The sequence below is a fragment of the Orenia metallireducens genome (genome assembly GCF_003001995.1).
Classification (GTDB): domain Bacteria; phylum Bacillota; class Halanaerobiia; order Halobacteroidales; family Halobacteroidaceae; genus Orenia; species Orenia metallireducens_B.
Genome location: NZ_PVNB01000004.1, coordinates 1 through 19522, shown reverse-complemented (window position 1 = coordinate 19522; position 19522 = coordinate 1). Strand labels below are relative to the sequence as shown.

Here is a 19522-nt window from a genome sequence, read left to right as displayed (position 1 = left end):
TATATTTACTTAACCATTTCTAAAGCCTGTTGCAAAACCTTATCTCCATTTAACATCCCATATGCTGCTGAATCAATTACAGCTACTGGTATCTCATATTCAGCTGCAATCTTCTTAAATTCAGCCTCTTTGTATCTAATTTGAGGACCTAATAAGACAACATCATAATCATTTACGACATCTGCAAACCCGTCCATTGCTTCTGCCTTAATAGATGCTTCCAAACCTCTATTTTTAGCTGCCTCTTTCATCTTCTCTACCATTAAGCTAGTACTCATCCCAGCACTACAAGTTAATAAAATCTTCATGAAATCTCCTCCTTTTAATTTAATAATCTAAATTAAGATTTTTTAATATATTCTTATGTAGATATGTGGATTTAAAACTTGAATTTCTGCTTTAAATTCATATATCCAGTATTATAAACTTAAATTTTTAGCAAGAACTATTTGCATTAGATCCTTAATGTCTTGTAGCCACACCATAAACAAATAGTTCTATACTAGTGGTCTAGACCTCGTTCTTAGATAAAAAATATTCTTCTAGCTATAGGTATATCAATCTAAAACCGACTACATTTTTGGCTGTCCCTCATCAGCTCAAAAAGTTGGCTGAATTTTAGATTAAAATATCTAATAATTATAAACTTATGGTTTTAGTAAGAACTATTTTAAATTATCTTCTTAACTTTCACCGTCTTATAATTATATAGTTCTATACTAGTGGTCTATACCACGTGGTTAAATAAAAAAGATTTCTCATCTACAGTTATATTATAACAAGGTTTATTTTTATTTTCAAGTATTTTTTTCTTTTAGTTGGAAAAAATAATATAATTATCCCTCAAAATAATCCTCATATCCTATACTATAACTTGATTTCAGAATAAAAAAGCGTGGAATATCCCACGCCTGAAAGATTACATATAAATATATTTTAGAATAAACAAGAAACCAAATAAAGTTATAATCCAGTGCACATCCTTACCTTCACCATGCAAATACTTTACAATTGGATAAATGATAAACCCCAAAGAGATACCATTAGTAATTGAATAGGTGAAAGGAATTGCAATGAGTGTGATAAAGGCTGGAATAGCTTCTGTCACCTTATCCCAATCTATATAAATTGCATTCTTCATCATCAATGACCCAACAATAATCAGCGCTGGTGCTGTTGCTGCAGCTGGCACGATTGCAACTAATGGTGTAAAGAAGATTGATAGTAAGAAACAAAAAGCAGCTGTTACACCAGTCAATCCTGTTCTTCCACCTTGAGCTACCCCTGTAGCAGACTCAACATAAGTAGTAACTGTTGGTGTTCCCATCAATGCTCCAGCCATCGTCCCTACTGAATCAGCCAATAATGCTCGATTAACCTTAGGTAAGTTACCATCTTTATCTAGAAATCCTGCTTGTTGACTTACCCCAATTAAAGTACCTGCTGTATCAAATATATCTACAAATAAGAAGGAGAATATAACTGGTAAAAGTCCTAAATTCAAGACACCCATAATATCTGCTTTAAAGAAGATCGGTTCCCAACTTGCAAAAGTAGGAGCTTTAATAATAGCCTCTGGTAGTTCTACAATTCCAAAAGGAATCCCTATCAATGTAGTAGCCATAATCCCAATTAAGATAGCTCCTTTAATATCACGAGCCATCAAGACAATAGTAATGATAATGCCAAATAGAGCTAATAGGGTAGTAGGGGCAGTTAAATCTCCTAAGTCAACCAAAATAGCCTGACTATTAACTACAATCCCTGCACTCTCCATACCTAACAAAGCAATAAATAGCCCCATTCCTGCACTAATTGCCAACTTTAAATTTTTCGGCATAGAATTAATAATCGTCTCTCTTACCTTAGTTACACTTAAAATTAAGAAGATAATACCTGAAACAAAGACAGTTCCTAAAGCCTGTTGCCAGCTAAGACCCATCTTTAATACTACTGTATAGGTAAAATAAGCATTAATCCCCATTCCTGGTGCTAAAGCAAAGGGATAATTTGCAAAAAAAGCCATACATAAAGTACCAAAGGCTGCAGAGATAGCTGTAGCAATCATTACTGCTTCAATAGGCATTCCTGTTGCTGAGATTATACTTGGATTGACAAAGATAATATAAGCCATCGTCATAAAGGTCGTAATTCCCGCAAAAATCTCAGTCTTTACGTTAGTGTTATTTTCTTTTAATAAAAAGATTCTTTCTAATAAAGCAGTCATTAAATTTCCCCTCCATTTATTATTGTTCGTGTTTTATTGTGTTTTTTCTTCAAACCGTTATTAATGTTAACATATAACTTGGCAATAGTCAATAATTAAACTAATTTTTTATAAAATTATATAGAATACGTTCGTCTTATGAGATTATTTAAAGTATTTAATGATTAAATTATGAAAAAGAATAAGAGGATGGTAGCTACCATCCTCTTATTGAACAAATTGGACTAATATTTAGTTGTTTACAGAAACATTTCAGCCAGTAGACTCCTTTATATTAGAGCGGAGATTAATTCCTTAAAAGATATATTGGGCTAGATATATAATCCCTGTTAAGGAGATAGTACTCAATAAGGTTGTTGTCAGCACAACTTGAGAAGCAAAATCTGGCTCATTATTAAATTCTACCGCAATCAATGCCGTACTTACAGCTGTCGGTACTGATGAAGAGATAAACAATACTTGAGCAGTATTACTATCTATTTCCAATAATAGAATCAATAAATAAGCTAAAATTGGTCCAATCAATAATCTAGTAAAGCTAGCTATATAAACATCTAAATCCTTGAAATTAAATTTAGTGGCTGTTAATTGAATCCCTAACATAAGTAATGCTATTGGAATCATCCCATCCTTCATGTATAAAATAGCAGGCCATAAGAAGGATTCTGTAGGATTATAGGGTACTGCTTTAAATATTAAAGCTAAAGCAATTGCATAGACTGTGGGCATACTAAAGATTGTTTTGAGATTCTCCTTATAATCCATCTGTCCCCTTCCAGCATTATAAAAGCCTAAAGTATTGGTTATCAAGGTCTGTACAAGTAAGACCATAATCTGTACAGAGATAGCATAAGCCGCAAAGGCAGTCACCCCAAAGACTAAAGAGATAAGAGGAAGAGAAAAATTACCTGAATTATAGAACATAATAGCATTTTTAAAAGCACTCTCCCTTGCTATACTATGTCCTCGCAACTTGGCAATTATAATACTTATTAAAGCAAGGGCTACAAGAAAGAGTGTTGCAAATAATAATACCTTCAATAGTCTTGTATCTATCTTGGTCTCATAGATCTTTACAAAGATTAAAGAAGGGATGAAGATATAAAAGTTGACCTTACTTAAAGAGTTAATATCCAATTCAAATTTTGTAGCCAGCATATAACCTAAAACAATTATCAGAAAAATCGGTGATATATTATTAAATAGTACAAACAAAAAGACCTCCACTTGTCTTCCTCCTTATTATTCTAATAGCTTCTTATCGATAGACAGTTTAAGCAATAATATTATAAGCTCAAGATAAATGTATATACCCCTTCTACATAGATATAGAGAGAAGGACTTACCTCAAAAACTCAAGATAAGTCCCCTCTCTAAGCTTAGTTTTTATCTTCTACTATTATTGCACCATTACTTGCTATAACATCTTTATACCAATAGAAACTCTTCTTTTTAATTCTTCTTAAGTCTTTTAGATCAAACTCTTCTCTATTGACATAAATAAATCCATAACGCTTACTTGAACCTTGATGAGTACTAACCAAATCTATTGCTGACCATGGACAGTAACCAAATAATTCAACACCATCAGTGATTGCCAATTGGCATTGTTTAATATGTTTTTTAAGGTATTCAATTCGATAATCATCATTAACAACATCGCCTTCTTCTAATTTATCAAAGGCACCTAACCCATTTTCTGTTACTATTAATGGTAAATTATAACGACTATAGATTTCACGTAAGGTAACACGGAAACCAACAGGATCAACCTCCCAACCAAACTCAGTCTTCTCTAAATATTGATTGGTGTGCCCTTTATAAACACCTTGTTCACCAATTACAATTTGTTGATCACCAGTACTATTTTTAGCATCATCATTACCTCTACTTGCTTCTACAGTAGCTGTACTATAATAGTTAAAAGCAATAAAATCTGGTCTAGCAGTAGCATCTGCTAATATCTCCATATCACCCTCTTGAATCTCTGGGACATAGCCCTTCTCTTCAAAATAGCTCCAAGCAACACTATTATAACGTCCAAAGCATACCATATCTAAGTATAACCAGTTTCTAATCGCATTGAAGTTATTGGCTGCCAAAACATCTTCAGGCTTAGATGTAGCTGGATAAACAGCAGATATATTCGGTGCTGGACCAATCTTAGCACCATCTAACATCTGGTGGCATAATATCATCGCCTTTGCTTGAGCTAACATCATATGGTGGTTCTGTTGATATAGCTCCTTCTCTGGATTTTCTAAATTAGAATCTAGTGTACCAATAGCATCTCCATGGAGAATCATCATATTCTGTTCATTGATTGTTAACCAGTATTTAACCCTATCACCAAAGTTCTCATATAATGTCTTAGCATAGTTTGCAAAGGCATCGATAGTCTCTCGATTAGACCAACCTCCCTTATCTTGTAAAGCATAAGGGAGGTCAAAGTGATACATGGTAACAAGGGGTTCGATATCATGAGCAATCAATTCATCGATTAAATTATTATAAAACTCAATACCTTTAGGATTGATCTCTACTGTTCCTTTTGGATAGATTCGGGTCCAGGCAATAGAAAAGCGATAGGTTTTAAAGCCCATCTCAGCCAATAAAGCAACATCCTCTTTATAACGGTGATAGTGATCACTTGCTACTTTAAAGTCTGTTACTCCTTCTTGATGTTGAGCCATATCGATAACTGAAGGTCCTTTGCCATCCTCATCCCATGCCCCCTCTATCTGATATGCCGAGGTCGAAGCCCCCCATAAAAAGTCATCTGGAAAAGATTTTAAAGATTCATAATACACAAAGCATTCCTCCTTTTCAAATTTTAGATATATGTCATTTCATCTAATATCATAAAAATTTTTAAATCTAATTTATTACTCTCCAAAGCCACTCTCTATTAATCCTACTAATTGGTCAACAGCACTTTTATTATCGGAAACAATCTCAAGGGTATCACCGTAAGCTACGCCCAAGCTCATAATTCCCATAATACTTTTAACATTAATCACTTTGCCACCCTTTATAATATTAATATCTTCCTTAAAACTATTAGCCAATTGTACCAGCATACTAGCAGGACGGGCATGTATCCCCGTTTCATTAACTATTTTGATCTCTTTAGTTGCCATCACATCATCTCCCGTTATCAATTAGATTTAAAGTTTCTTTAGAGAATTGACATAAAAGGAAAGGCTTATCTTAAATCTAAAGATAAGCCCCTCTTAAATATAATTTTATTACTAAATTATTTTACTCTACCAGATTCAACTACAGCTTTAAATTGAGGTAGATAATCAATATTCTCTTTGATAATATCATCTAATAATGGTTTAGCAATACTACTTTCTACCAATGGATGGATCACTAATGCTTGTAATGCAGCGTCATAATCTCCATAGACTCCTGCCTCTACAGCTAAGGCTTCATACTCATTTACTACTTGTAATAAACCTTTTACTTTAGAAGGGAGTGGCTTAACATTTAATGGATGTGCACCTTCTTTATCTACATAACAGGTTCTTTCGATTGCTGAATCATTTGGTAAGCAATCTACTGTTCCATTATTTTGGATATTGACATAGTGGATTGTTCCTTTATCATTGTAAATTGCACTGATTAAATCACAGGCAGCATCTGAGTAATACTGACCTCCACGCTGTTCTAATTGTTTTGGTTTCTCTTTTAAATTTGGATCTTTATATAATTCAAATAGTTCTGCTTCTACTTTTTTAACTACCTCTCCTCGAGTTCCCTTAGTCTTAGCAGACTCTATCTCTTCTTCTAGCATCTTAGCTGTTAGATAGTAATATCTATGGTATGGACAAGGCATCATCCTTAGTGACTTAAGCAAGTCTTCTCCCCAACCAAAGTCAGGTACATTTTTAACCTCTTGCACTTGACCTGAAACTAATTTTTCGAGTACCTCATCGATCTTACTTTCACCTTTATAGATAACATCTCTACCCCAGACGAGGTGATTTAATCCTAATAAATCCATCCTTACATCTTCTCTGTCTACACCTAAGATATCAGCACTCATCATATGCATCTTAACTGGAACATTGCATAGACCAATAGATTTTACATTTGTATGCTTATTAACAGTCTCTGCAATAATTCCACTAGGGTTGGTGAAGTTGATCAACCATGCATCTGGTGCTAGCTCTTCAATATCCTTACAGATATCTAAAATCACAGGAATAGTTCTCAAAGCTTTAGCTAATCCACCTGCTCCTGTAGTCTCTTGACCGATACAATTATATCTTAACGGAATCTTCTCATCTCTGATTCTTGCATCTAATAATCCCACTCTAAATTGAGTTGTTACAAAGTCTGCATCTTTGATAGCTTCTCTTCTATCTAGAGTTAAGTGAATCTTCATATCTACTCCAGCCTCTTCAACCATTCTTTGAGCTAAAGCTCCAACGATATCTAACTTCCACTTACCTTCTTCAATATCTACTAAATATAAATCTTTAACTGGAAGCTCATCATATCTCTTAATAAAACCTTCAACTATCTCAGGAGTATAGCTACTTCCTCCACCAATAGTTGCTACCTTCAAGCCTCTTTCAGTTGCCATTAACAATCACCAGCCTTTCTAAGGTCATGAATCTCTTTTTGCATCTTAATCATCTCTGTGACTAAATCCTTAGTTAAGGTTGCAGTAGCTAAATGGTCTTGAGCATGAACCATTAAAATACCTACCTCAGTCTTCTCCCCCTGCGCTTCTTTAGTAATTAGCTCAGTCTGAATATCATGCGCCTTATGGAAAAACTGATTACACTCTTTTAGTTTTGCCTCTGCTTCTTCAAACTTACCTTCTCTTGCCAAACCAAGGGCTTCAAAAGCAATCCCTTTGGCATTACCTGCTTCCGTTATGATAGTAAAGATTATCTCTTCAGAACTCATCTTATCTCCCCCTTATAAACTTAATAACTTGTAGCCTTATAATTTTATTGTCTTATAAAATCCTAACCTTATATTAATATAATTTTAATTTTTAATTTCATATTATGCAGTTACTGTTTGTTCACCGCCAGCTTCCATAGCTGCCGCCTCTTGTTCTTGTTGAACAAGTTGCTTTTCATAGGTTTTAAAGAATGGATAATACATTAAACTTGAGAGAACAAATAATACTACTACCCAAACTGCAGCACGCCAATCCATTGTAGCCATAAAGGCTCCAATTGGGGCAGGAGTAGTCCAAGGTGCTGTAGCAAAGGCTCTTCCTACTAACCCCATATCAATTGCAAAATAAGAAAGCACTCCTAAAATAGGTGATATAAAAACAAACGGAATAAACATTATTGGATTCAATACTAATGGTGCCCCAAAGATAATTGGTTCATTGATATTGAATAATCCAGGTAATATCCCCACCTTACCAACACTGCTAAGCTGCTTAGATTTACTTCTTAACATCATAAATGCTAAAGCTAGAGTTGCTCCTGAACCACCAAGACAGATAAAGAAAGCCCACATTGGTCTTGTATAAGTGTATTTCATTGCTTCTCCTGCAATACGAAGTTCAGCATTTAAGTTCCAATTCTGAATTAAGAAAGGAGTAAGAACAGCTCCAACTGTTGAAGCACCATGAATACCAGCAAACCATAATAATTGACATAAAAGTACAGTGAAAAAGACTCCAATTGGACTATCTACAGCTCCTACTAGTGGTGCCATCATTGCCATAATTGCTTGAGGCAGAATCATACCAGTTGCACTTTGTACGATTAAACTTAATGCATAAAAGATAATTATTAACACAAATGCTGGAATCAAACTAGCAAAAGAGTTAGCTACTGCTGGTGGTACACCATCTGGCATCTTGATCTTAATATCTCTATCCTCCATAAACTTAAGAACCTCTACAGAAACCAACCCAACTATAATCGCAGTAAATAAACCTTTAGCATCTAAATATCCCATTGGTAATGCTCCATTAGTTGCTGGTGCAGCAACTACCAAATAGGACATTAAAGATAATGTTGTCGCACTTAATAAGTTCAATTTATAAGTTTTTGCCAAGTTATAAGATATACCAATTACTGCAAAGAGTCCTAATAAAGCCATAGTCATATTGAAAGGCATCATAATTGCATCACCATTGGCATCTGCCCATGTCTTCCAAGCCAATAACATCTTAATAAAGAAGTTAGGATTTGCTCCTACCTTACTTGGATCAATCGGAGGAAATCTTAAGATCAAACACATACTACCTAAAATCGTAAAAGGAATTATACCGATCATTCCATTTTTAACAGCTGATAAATGCCTTTGGTTTGCCACCTTACCCATCACAGGCATCATCTTGGTTTCTAAGAAATCAAAGAATTTATTGTTTGCCATATTAAAAACCTCCTTTAATTTTCAAGACAATTATGATATAATCTGGAATATAATTATTTTTTTATCAGTGTATCTTCCGTCGACCCCTTAAGAAGACAGAGGATACGCTTTTTACTATATTAACCTATAAGTTCTATAGCTTGATCTAAAACCTTTCCTCCATTTACCATTCCATAAGCTACTGAATCAATTACCTCCACTGGTACATTATTTTCAGCACCAATCTTCTTAAACTCAGCTAACTTATATCTAACTTGAGGTCCTAATAATACTACATCATATTCAGTTACTAAATCTACAAACTTATCTACTGATTCTGCTTTAATAGTAGCATCTAAACCTCTCTCTGCTGCTGCCTTTTTCATCTTTTCCACCATCAAACTAGTACTCATTCCAGCTGCACAAGTTAATAAAATTTTCATTATTATCTTCCCCCTTGTTAAAATAGTTTTTCTTAATTCATTTATTAAAAGCTTGTTAATATAATTATATTAAGCCCATAATTAAACCTTTTTATCACCTCCACTAAGTCAATTATTAATAAGTCAATCTAATGAGGTTATACACTTATTTAAGTTATAAAGCCCTTATAAAAAAAGAACCTACCACTGACATTTTAAAGTTAATGTCTAGAGGCAGGTTCTTATTTTATACTTATTATAATCTGCTTATAATCTTATACCCTAAATATTTAATTAAACACTAAGCATAAACACCTATACAAGAACAAATCCTGTTGATAAAATTTAAAAACAATTTGGGTATAGAGGTCTATACCAAAGAAGAAGTAAAATAACTAATGTTTCATCTTATCTTATCTAATTTAATTTTAACATAAAAAAATCAATTTTACAAGAGGTTTCTATTATTTTCTTAAAAATAGATTATTTTTTAATTATCAAGTTGAATTAGCTTAATATATTATAATAAACTCTTATAAAACTTAATTTCTTAACAACTAAGTATTAACAAACTTATAAACTTACTATATAATACTCAATTGTTTAAAATTAAATTAGATAGCTATACTACTTATTATTCAACTTATTCAGCTATTTTTGGGTATAGTGGTCTATACCAGTTTTTATTAATTTTAGTATATCAAATTTAACTCATCTTTGCAAGAGGTTTCTTATTTTTATTCCCTAATCTTTCTTAAAGCATTCAGATAAGCAATCCTCTATTAAATTATACAGCTTCTTTTGATAGGCTCTCCTCGATAGATACCTCTTTTACTTTAAATTCCTTATTAATTATTATAGTTACTAATAATATTGCTATGACAATAGCAATTATCCCTATACAAGCATATAGAAGAACTCTAACTCCAAAATAATCTATAGCCACTCCTCCTAAGGAATTTGCTAAAACTCCACCTAAGCCCAAATAAGAACAGGTAGCAAAGGTTTGTGCTGTTGTCTTTAAGCTATCAGGAGCAATTTGATTGATTGAATATCTTACTGTCGGTAAAAATACAGCAAAAGATAAGGCCTGTAGCATTCCAACACCAATAATCATCGCTGGAGAAGTTGCTAATGATAATAAAGTAAGCCTAACTATATAAAATATTGCTGAAAACAAAAGTATAACTCTATAATTATACTTGATAATAAACTGCTTAGATAAAAGCAGCGTAGGTACTTCACTGATCGCAATAAAAAAAAGAGCTAGCCCCTGATGGCTAGTTGTCCCTCCTACATTCTTCAAAAACATTGGTAGAAAACTTATCATAATTGTATTTGGCATAAAGATCAAAGTTGCTATAATCAGCAGATAAATATATTCAAAGTTTTTAAATAATAAAAATGGATTCACCACTACTGATTTTTCATTTTGATTAGCAGTAAGCAAGTCTTTTTGATAACCATCCTCTATTTTAGAAGCTATAATAATTATAAGAAGTGATAGCAGTGGATAACCTATAAAAATAATATTCCAACCATACATCTGAATCACCTTTCCAAAGATAACAGCTATTAAAGCAAATCCCAAAGAACCCCATGCCCTTGTAAAGCCATAGTTCTCCCTTAACTCAGTTGAACTCTGTAAGATCCAGCTATCAATTATAGACTGCTGAGCTGTCCACAAAAATCCTATTCCACCCATAGCAAGCATAATTAGATAAGCATTTTGATAATAGGGAAATAATAATATAATCAAAGCTATGATAGTTATACAAAAGATAAAGACCCTCTTTATTGTCCTTTTCAAATCACATATATATCCCCAAAACAACTGCCCAATTAATCCCATCAAGGTCATTATTGATAAAAATAGACCTATATTTGTACTACTGTAGCCCTGTTCGCTAAAATAAAAGACATAAAATGAAGCAAAAGAGCTCCATGTACTCCAAAAAGCCCATTGTAGTAAAGCAAATTGAATCTTTTGATTTCTTAAAAAAAGCAACAATGACAGCCCCTCCCCTTCACCACTAGATATAATAATACTAAATCAATTGTGCTGCCTCTTGATCAACTAAAATAAATCAGTCAAAGTCTCCATATCAATTACTTCAATAGATTCTACAATTAAATCTGCTTTAGATAAATTTTGATCTCCCGAATTAGGATTCTTAAACCCTATACATTTCATCCCAGCTTTTTTAGCTGCTTCGACACCATTTTTAGAGTCTTCAATTACTAAACATTCTCTGCTTTTAACCTCAAGCTTATCAGCAGTATATAGAAAAATTTCAGGATCTGGTTTACTCTTGACAAAACTTTCACCACTAGCAGTCTCCAAAAAATATTCCTTGATTTTTAATTTATCTAAGATTACCTCAATAACTTTTACAGGAGAAGATGAGGCTAATGCAATCTTTAAGTCATTCTTCTTTAATTCTTCAAGCAAGTTCATTATCCCAGCAACTGTCTTATCTTCTCTAGATTTTAAGCTCTCTATCAGAATTTGATTCTGCTTAGCTAGTAAATCTTCAACACTCTCTTTAAGGTTATAACCCTCCTTTAATGCAGCCCATATCTCACTACTAGAAGAACCAATAAAAGCGCTATATTCCTCTTTAGACATCTCTATCCCTAGTTTTTCAAAAAGAATCTGCTTGACTTGATAATGAATTGGTTCACTATCAATAATCACACCATCCATATCAAAGATAACAGCTTTCAACTCAGTCATATTTAACACCTCATTTTTAGTTATATGATCCTAGCCCACTAATAATTATTTCAAACTAATTTACACAATATTAATCTTCTCTATTGAAATTATCTCCTTGCTAAAAAGTTACTTGTTTTAATATATACCAAAACTGAAAGGCATAAAAAAGTAACTCCATTGGCAGCAGTAACTGGTAACAAGCTATTACTTATACCATAAATCAACCATAAAAACACACCTATTGTAAGCATAAGTAACCAGCTCCAAGACATATCATCTGTGGACTTTGTCTTCCAAGTTCGAATTACTTGCGGAAAGAAGGCTGCAGTAGTTAAAACAGCTGCAATATTCCCGATCAATTCAAACATTTTAAATCCTCCCTTCAATTATATCATAGCCAATAGTTTTTTACCTCGTAGAGCATAGTTAAAAGAAGATACTTATCTTTAAAGATAAGTATCTTCTTTTAATATCTAAATAAAAAGTTATTTTACTCTACCAGATTCAACTACAGCTTTAAATTGTGGTAGATAATCTAGATTCTCTTTGATAATATCATCTAATAATGGCTTAGCAATACTGCTTTCTACCAATGGGTGAATGACTAATGCTTGTAATGCAGCATCATAATCTCCATAAACCCCTGCCTCTACTGCTAAGGACTCATACTCATTTACTACTTGTAATAGCCCCTTTACTTTAGAAGGTAATGGTTTAACATTTAATGGATGTGCACCCTCCTTATCTACATAACAGGTTCTTTCAATTGCTGAATCATCTGGTAAGCAATCTACTGTACCATTATTTTTAACATTAAGATAATGGATATCACCTTTATCATTATAGATAGAACTGATTAAATTACAAGCTGCATCTGAGTAATATTGTCCCCCACGTTGCTCTAACTGCTTGGGCTTAACTTTTAGATTTGGGTCTTTGTATAACTCAAACAGCTCAGCTTCTACTTTCTTAACAACCTCTCCACGAGTACCTTTGGTTTTAGCAGCCTCAATCTCTTCTTGCAACATATTGTCAGTTAAGTAGTAGTATCTGTGGTATGGACAAGGTAGCATTCCTAATGACTTAAGAAGATCATCTCCCCAAGGAATATTAGCCACATTTTTAACTGTCTCTATGTTACCACTAAGAGTCCTTTCAATTACCTCATCAATCTTACTTTCACCTTTATAGATAACATCTCTACCCCAGACAAGATGATTTAGTCCTACTAAGTCCATTCTAACATCATTTCTATCTACACCTAAGATATCAGCAGATATCATATGCATTAAGACTGGAACATTACATAAACCGATAGATTTAACATTTGTATGTTTATTAATAGTCTCTGTTATAATACCACTAGGGTTAGTAAAGTTAATCAACCACGCATCAGGTGCTAACTCTTCAATATCCTTACAGATATCCAAAATCACAGGAATGGTACGTAATGCTTTGGCTAATCCACCAGCTCCTGTGGTCTCTTGACCAATACAGTTATACCTTAGTGGAATCTTCTCATCTCTAATTCTTGCATCCAATAACCCTACTCGAAATTGAGTTGTTACAAAATCTGCATCTTTGATCGCTTCTCTTCTATCTAAGGTTAAATGAATCTTCATATCTACTCCAGCCTCTTCAACCATTCTTTGAGCTAGGGCTCCAACAATATCTAATTTCCACTTACCTTCTTCAATATCTACTAGATATAAATCTTTAACTGGAAGCTCATCATATCTTTTGATAAAACCTTCAACTATCTCAGGAGTATAACTACTTCCTCCCCCAATTGTTGCAATCTTCAATCCTCTTTTAGTTGCCATTAATTCACACCACCCTTTTTAGATTGTTAAAATTTCTTTTCGGGAGGGTCTTATAGACTTATAAGCAGATTGATTATATACTCAACCCTCAAGGTATAGAGGTCTATACCAAACTTCTTAAAAAATTTATCTTCTAGGTATGTTGGTCTATACCACCGATTATTTGTAATCAAATTATACCAGAGTATCTTTTTTATTTCAAGTAATTATTAGAATTATTTTTTTATTTTATCATCCTTAGCAACTCGAAAAACGTTTGCACTAAATAAAAAAACATAAGCACTTCTGCAAAGACTCATCCATAATAAAGTAACAACCACAAATTAAGCTTCTCTATCCTTGATAAATCATTATTATAGAGATTTTTTCTTATTGATTATTGTATATCTATCTCCACGATAGAAGTTAAAACTAAACTCTATTAGTTCATTAGCAGCATATGTCTTTCTCTCACGCTTCAAAATAGGTTGCCCTACCTCTATATTTAAAACCTCACTTAAATATTCATCAGCCAATATAGCTTCAACCTCATCTGTTGCTTCAGTAGGCTTGTAACCTGATTGTTTTAAACATTCATAAATAGAACCTTCAGCTAGATCTTCGTCAAGTAATATAGGGCATAATTCATAAGGAACATAGGATTTCTCTATAGCTAATGGCTCTCTATCTGCTAGACGTAATCTATTGGTAAAGATTACTTTACTCCCTTCTTTAACTTGTAACTTCTCGGCTATTAATTTGCTACAAGGCATTACTCTTTGCTCTATCACCTTATTTTCTGGCTTCATACCCCTTGCTTTAATATGCTCATTAAAACCTATCAACTCTGGAACTGACTCTATCTTCTTTCTTGCAACAAAAGTCCCCTGACCTCGCTTGCGATATAAGATACCTTCTTCTACTAATTCATTAAGAGCTCTTCTGACTGTCATTCTACTTAGTTTAAAGAGTTCACTTAACTCTCTCTCAGAAGGTATCTGCTCTTCAACTCCATAATCTCCTTTTTCTACCTTCTCCCTAATTATATTCTCTAACTGATAATATAAAGGAATTGGACTATCTTCATCTAATTTCATAGATACACCTTCTTTCCATATGTTTTTTATAATTAAAGCTAATAGTAAGACCCATACAAGATAAGCAAAAATAAATTCTTAAATGGATCCTACTAATAATTTCTGAAAAATTTATTAATTGCTGTATAGACTTCTATACCTCTGTTGATAAAACACCTTGATAATATTTCAATTATATCACTCTTTGATAATTATTTCAATCAAACTATTATAACAATCATTAATTATTCTTCTATATCTATGAAAACATATGATTTATCTATAGATTTCACAAGTTTTGATGGACACTCTTTAATAGAAATATTATCATCAGAAAATTTCCGATAAGCATCGACCTTCTGTTCACCGAAAAAGAGCAGAAAAGATTCTTTAGCCTTTAGCAGTAAATTTTTAGAAGCACTTATTCTCTTAACAGGAGGCTTAGGAGAGTTATCTACTAAAATATAGGACTTATCCTCTTGTTTAATAGATGGATGATTAGGAAATAGTGAAGCTGTATGACCATCCTCTCCTGCACTTAATAATAGCATATCCATCCTTCCACCATATCGGTTTAGCTCTTCAATATAGCTGTTCAACCCGTAGTCACCCTGATTAGACTTATAGACAAAAGGGTGTAAATTTTCCTCTGCCAACTCCCCACTAGCAAGCAACTCATCTAAAAAAGCTTCTTTAGCAAGCTTATAATTACTTTCATCACTATCCAATGGCACTAGGCGCTCATCAGCCATAAAGATATGTACCTTATTCCAATTAATAGAATACTCCTTTAAGTAAGAGAATACTCCAGCAACAGAACTACCTCCTACAATACCCAAAACCAAATAATCCTTTTCTTGGAGTAATTTTTTAATACCTTCGACTATCTTCTGAGCAACCTGTTTTTCCAGCTCTTCTCTAGCAGCAACTATTCTTTCCATCAATCTCCCTCCTTAATTATATCTTTAATTAGAATATATCTAATATCAGCAAATTATTCAAGTCAAGATATCATAATCATCTAATTTTATTTAAATAATAGTGAGAAAATAATAAGTAATAAATTTACTACTCACTTGTTGCTAACATGTCTGAGTATAGAAATAAAGCGGCACTTTTACAAATAACAAATAATAATGAATATTGAATAAATAAAAAAGTTATCTTTCTGGAGTGTCTAATGATTTTGAACTTAACTATTATTTATGCTTTATTAATTATTCATTGGTTTAAAAAGTGTCGCACTATACCCATTGAGCCCCATTATAAAATCAAACATCTATGTAGACTATAATTGATAATTACTAACTAACTTATGTAAACCTTGAGACATCTCAGCCAAGTCCTCAGCAGACTTAGTCGATTCTTCAGACATACCCTTTACTTCAGCAATTATATCAACTACATCTTTGCTATCAATAACCAGCCCCTTGGCTGAAGATGTGGACTCCTTTGTATGAGCAAAGGTCTCTTCAACTAGATTGGCTATTTCTTGAAATACCAGACCTGTATCCTCAATTAGTCCTTTTCCTTCATCAGATTCTTCTTTAACCCTCTCTACAGCCATTAATCCTAAATTTGATTTCTCCTTGACTTTATCGATTAAATTACTTATCTCTTCAGTAGCCTTAGTAGTATCATCAGCCAACTCTTTGATTTCTGAAGCTACCACTGCAAAACCTCTACCATAATCACCCGCCCTAGCCGCCTCTATAGTCGCATTTAATGCCAATAGATTTGTCTGCTTAGCAATATTAGTAATCATAGTTACTATACCACTAATCTCTTTGGAAGTGGAGTCTAAGCTACTAATAGTAATTTTAGCATCTCCAACAGCTTGATTGATTTCTTCCATCTTTATCGATAAATCCCCAATTCTATAACTTCCTATCTCAACCTTAGAATGAGAGTTTTCAGCAAAGCTCTCTATCTGCTGACTACTACTAGCCACTTGCTTGATTGATTTAATAATATTATTGATCTTAAAGTTAGCAGTCTCAACAACTGAATCACCTGATTCTGAAAATACAGATAAATCCTGACTATGCTCAGATATCTCATCTATAATTCCCAATATCTTATCTAATAATTCACTTTGAGATACTATAGCTCTGTTCAATCCTTCTGCTAACTGACCTAACTCATCCTTACTCTTAACCTCTAACTTCTCTCGTAAATCTCCTTGGGCAATTCTATTAAGCACTAACAATATTCTATTTAGATTTCTAGTAATATAATTTGAAAAGATAAGTATGACTATAGCCATTAGTAAAATAGTGACTAAGAAGGTAAGCAGTAATATACTTGAAATCTTCTCCCTATAAGTAGCTATAGTTCGATTGGCCTCTTGAACAATCTGATTAATCTTACCATGATAGCTACTAGAGACAAGCAACAACTTAGTGTCAGGAATGACCTCTACATAACTTAATTTAAACTCTTCCTCTCCTGTTTTAGAGTTACTAGAAAAATAATCAACAAGTCCACCACCAGATTTAGCAACATCAACAAACTCTTGCACTATGTATTTACCCATAGAATCCTGCAACTCCCACTGACTTTCTCCTTCTAAAGTGCTGTCAGCTGGATAGGATACCACCTCTCCTTGATAATTATATATTGTAAAATAATCATCTACATCAGATTGAATTTGACTATTATGGTCTCTGATCAGCTCTTTTAATTCTGATTGATTCAATTTAGAAGAGTTCCGTTTATAAATCTGTGATAAACTATTAGCCATAATTTCAACCCTACTCTTCATATTACTTACCTCTTCTTCTAATAATACATGTTTTAAATTCTCTTGGTTAATAAGCTTTAGCCGTTTTAATTGATGTTGAGTCGAAAGTCCCAATACTAGCATAGCCATTAAAAATGTGCTTCCTATTCCTAATAAGATTTTATACTTTAATCTTAAGTCTCTTAACCTTTGCATCTCTATTACATCTCCTTTTAAAATTATAAGTAAATTAATTTCTTATATTCATTATGCTATAATTAAAAAACTACTAATATATAATGAAAATCATTTTCATTATATATTAGTAGTTTAACATTTTTTACTCATTTATGTCAACATTTTAAAGGATTTAAAAGTAGTTTGAATAAAAAAAGAGTTGCTTTTTAAAAAGCAACTCTTTTTTACTATATTCAATTATCCCATAAAGATATATTTTAGAACGAAAGCCACAGCTAACACGTACATAAGTGGATGTGTATCCTTAGACTTTCCTGTAAACAACTTGATTAATACATAAGATACAACACCAAATACGATACCCTCAGAGATACTATAAGTAAACGGCATAGCAATCATTGTAAAGAATGCCGGAATACCTTCTGAGAAATCATCAAAATTAATGTGTTTTACACTATCAAGCATATAAAAACCAACGATAATCAATGCTGGTGCTGTTGCAAAAGATGGTACTGCCAAAAAGATTGGTGAAAATAATAGAGCCAATCCAAATAATATAGCCGTAGTGAAAGATGTTAAACCAGTACGCCCACCATCCGCTACACCTGCTGCACTTTCAACATAAGTTGTTGTTGTAGAAGTACCAAGCATTGCTCCTGCTGTGGTTGCAATAGCATCTGCAAAAAGTGCTTCTTTAATTCGAGGTAATTTGCCCTCTTCATTCAGATAACCTGCCTTAGAGGATACACCAATTAAAGTCCCTAAAGTATCAAATAAATCTACAAATAAGAATGCAAAGATAACTGCTAAAAATTCAAAAGTAAATACCTTAGCAAAATCAAATTTAAAAGCAATTGAACTGATACTTGGTGGAGCTGAATATAAAGTAGTTGGTATCAAGTTAAATTGCATAATCTCAGGGTTAACCTCATAAATTCCTAATAATTGAGCTAATATTCCAAGTACATAAGTTGCAAATATTCCTACTAAAATAGCACCTTTAACCTGCTTGACAACTAAAATAGCTGTAATAATAACTCCAATAATCGCTAACACCACAGTTACATGAGTTATATCTCCTAATGCGATATAAGTTGCTGGGTCAGCTTTAATTATACCAGCATTTTGAAAACCAATCAGTGCGATAAATAAACCAATTCCTGCACTTACTGCATACTTTAAATTAGTTGGAATCGAGTTAAAAATTGCTTCGCGAACATTGACAAAAGTCAAAATAATAAAAATAATTCCTTCCACCAATACTGCTGTCAAAGCCATCTTCCACCCATACTTTGCTGCCACTGTAAAAGCAAAGAAAGCATTAAGACCCATTCCTGGTGCTAAAGCAAAAGGATAATTAGCTATCAAAGCCATAATCAAAGTACCAATTACTGCTGCAAGTGCAGTAGCTGTAAATAAAGCACCCTTGTCCATCCCTGTTGCACTCAAAATATTAGGATTAACAACCAAAATATACGCCATTGTCATAAAAGTAGTAATTCCAGCAAGAATCTCCGTCTTCATATCTGTTTTGTTCTCACTTAACTTAAACGTTCTTTCTAAGAAACTAGCCATTAAAAATTCCCTCCTACAATTAAGATATTTTATTAGTGTTAAAAACAAAAAATTCCCAAAGTATAATTCCATCTAGAATTAATAACTTGGGATAAAGATGTAGTTTAAAACTAACATCAACATCCCGTAGTCGACTAGTTTACGGCTAATCGGTAGAAACTTTCAGGCCCTATCCCTGATATTATACGGAATTACTTATACTTTTATTTTATTAATATCATTGATTATAAAAATCAATTTAATTTTAATAGATTTAATCATATCTCATATTTACATAGTAATATTAACATAAATCCAAATCATCTTCAAGAAAAAACTAATATTTTTATTAACTATATTTATTTTCACTATCGTTGCATTGTTAAAAAATACAATTGAAACTCTTACTATATTTTATTACTCATAGTTTTAAATTTAACAATAGGACAAATGTCCTATT

At 32.8% G+C, this 19522-nt stretch carries 17 protein-coding genes and 1 riboswitch; all 17 genes read right to left on the bottom strand.

What is annotated here, in order from left to right:
- Nucleotides 1–5: 5 nt before the first annotated feature.
- A complete protein-coding gene (locus BX659_RS03760) occupies nucleotides 6–308 on the bottom strand; it encodes a PTS sugar transporter subunit IIB (RefSeq protein WP_097017155.1) in 303 nt (100 codons plus the stop codon).
- Nucleotides 309–919: 611 nt separating this feature from the next.
- A complete protein-coding gene (locus BX659_RS03755) occupies nucleotides 920–2227 on the bottom strand; it encodes an NCS2 family permease (RefSeq protein ID WP_097017156.1) in 1308 nt (435 codons plus the stop codon).
- 294 nt (nucleotides 2228–2521) lie between these two features.
- Nucleotides 2522–3454, bottom strand: coding sequence for an AEC family transporter (locus tag BX659_RS03750; protein WP_097017157.1), 933 nt, complete (start codon nucleotides 3452–3454; stop codon nucleotides 2522–2524).
- A gap of 152 nt (nucleotides 3455–3606) precedes the next feature.
- Nucleotides 3607–5037, bottom strand: a complete 1431-nt coding sequence (locus tag BX659_RS03745; protein ID WP_097017158.1) for a glycoside hydrolase family 1 protein — start codon at nucleotides 5035–5037, stop codon at nucleotides 3607–3609.
- Nucleotides 5038–5112: 75 nt separating this feature from the next.
- Nucleotides 5113–5367, bottom strand: a complete 255-nt coding sequence (locus BX659_RS03740) for an HPr family phosphocarrier protein (protein WP_097017159.1) — start codon at nucleotides 5365–5367, stop codon at nucleotides 5113–5115.
- 116 nt (nucleotides 5368–5483) lie between these two features.
- The gene (locus tag BX659_RS03735) at nucleotides 5484–6821 is read right to left on the bottom strand and encodes a 6-phospho-beta-glucosidase (protein ID WP_097017160.1); all 1338 of its coding nucleotides are present in this window, start codon (nucleotides 6819–6821) and stop codon (nucleotides 5484–5486) included.
- The gene (locus tag BX659_RS03730) at nucleotides 6821–7150 is read right to left on the bottom strand and encodes a PTS lactose/cellobiose transporter subunit IIA (RefSeq protein ID WP_097017161.1); all 330 of its coding nucleotides are present in this window, start codon (nucleotides 7148–7150) and stop codon (nucleotides 6821–6823) included. Before BX659_RS03730 ends, BX659_RS03735 begins: the two co-directional genes overlap by 1 nt.
- A gap of 102 nt (nucleotides 7151–7252) precedes the next feature.
- The gene (locus tag BX659_RS03725) at nucleotides 7253–8590 is read right to left on the bottom strand and encodes a PTS sugar transporter subunit IIC (RefSeq protein WP_106231620.1); all 1338 of its coding nucleotides are present in this window, start codon (nucleotides 8588–8590) and stop codon (nucleotides 7253–7255) included.
- Nucleotides 8591–8709: 119 nt separating this feature from the next.
- The gene (locus BX659_RS03720; RefSeq protein WP_216358758.1) at nucleotides 8710–9012 is read right to left on the bottom strand and encodes a PTS sugar transporter subunit IIB; all 303 of its coding nucleotides are present in this window, start codon (nucleotides 9010–9012) and stop codon (nucleotides 8710–8712) included.
- A gap of 766 nt (nucleotides 9013–9778) precedes the next feature.
- Nucleotides 9779–11002, bottom strand: a complete 1224-nt coding sequence (locus BX659_RS03715; protein ID WP_172431849.1) for an MFS transporter — start codon at nucleotides 11000–11002, stop codon at nucleotides 9779–9781.
- 66 nt (nucleotides 11003–11068) lie between these two features.
- Nucleotides 11069–11728 carry an HAD family hydrolase gene (locus tag BX659_RS03710; protein WP_097017165.1) on the bottom strand — a complete coding sequence of 220 codons (660 nt, stop codon included), beginning with the start codon at nucleotides 11726–11728 and terminating at the stop codon, nucleotides 11069–11071.
- An 89-nt stretch (nucleotides 11729–11817) separates the two neighbouring features.
- Nucleotides 11818–12078, bottom strand: a complete 261-nt coding sequence (locus BX659_RS03705; RefSeq protein WP_097017166.1) for a SemiSWEET family sugar transporter — start codon at nucleotides 12076–12078, stop codon at nucleotides 11818–11820.
- A gap of 117 nt (nucleotides 12079–12195) precedes the next feature.
- Nucleotides 12196–13533 carry a 6-phospho-beta-glucosidase gene (locus tag BX659_RS03700; RefSeq protein WP_097017167.1) on the bottom strand — a complete coding sequence of 446 codons (1338 nt, stop codon included), beginning with the start codon at nucleotides 13531–13533 and terminating at the stop codon, nucleotides 12196–12198.
- A 353-nt stretch (nucleotides 13534–13886) separates the two neighbouring features.
- Nucleotides 13887–14609 (bottom strand): GntR family transcriptional regulator, encoded by a 723-nt coding sequence (locus BX659_RS03695; protein ID WP_097017168.1) that lies wholly within the window; start codon nucleotides 14607–14609, stop codon nucleotides 13887–13889.
- A gap of 224 nt (nucleotides 14610–14833) precedes the next feature.
- Nucleotides 14834–15529: a 6-phosphogluconolactonase gene (gene pgl / locus BX659_RS03690; RefSeq protein ID WP_097017169.1), complete on the bottom strand. Its 696-nt coding sequence runs from the start codon at nucleotides 15527–15529 to the stop codon at nucleotides 14834–14836.
- Between the two features lie 347 nt (nucleotides 15530–15876).
- Nucleotides 15877–17526, bottom strand: coding sequence for a methyl-accepting chemotaxis protein (locus BX659_RS03685; protein ID WP_097017170.1), 1650 nt, complete (start codon nucleotides 17524–17526; stop codon nucleotides 15877–15879).
- A gap of 219 nt (nucleotides 17527–17745) precedes the next feature.
- Nucleotides 17746–19083, bottom strand: coding sequence for an NCS2 family permease (locus BX659_RS03680; RefSeq protein WP_097017171.1), 1338 nt, complete (start codon nucleotides 19081–19083; stop codon nucleotides 17746–17748).
- 107 nt (nucleotides 19084–19190) lie between these two features.
- Nucleotides 19191–19292, bottom strand: a riboswitch (purine riboswitch).
- Between the last annotated feature and the right edge of the window lie 230 nt (nucleotides 19293–19522).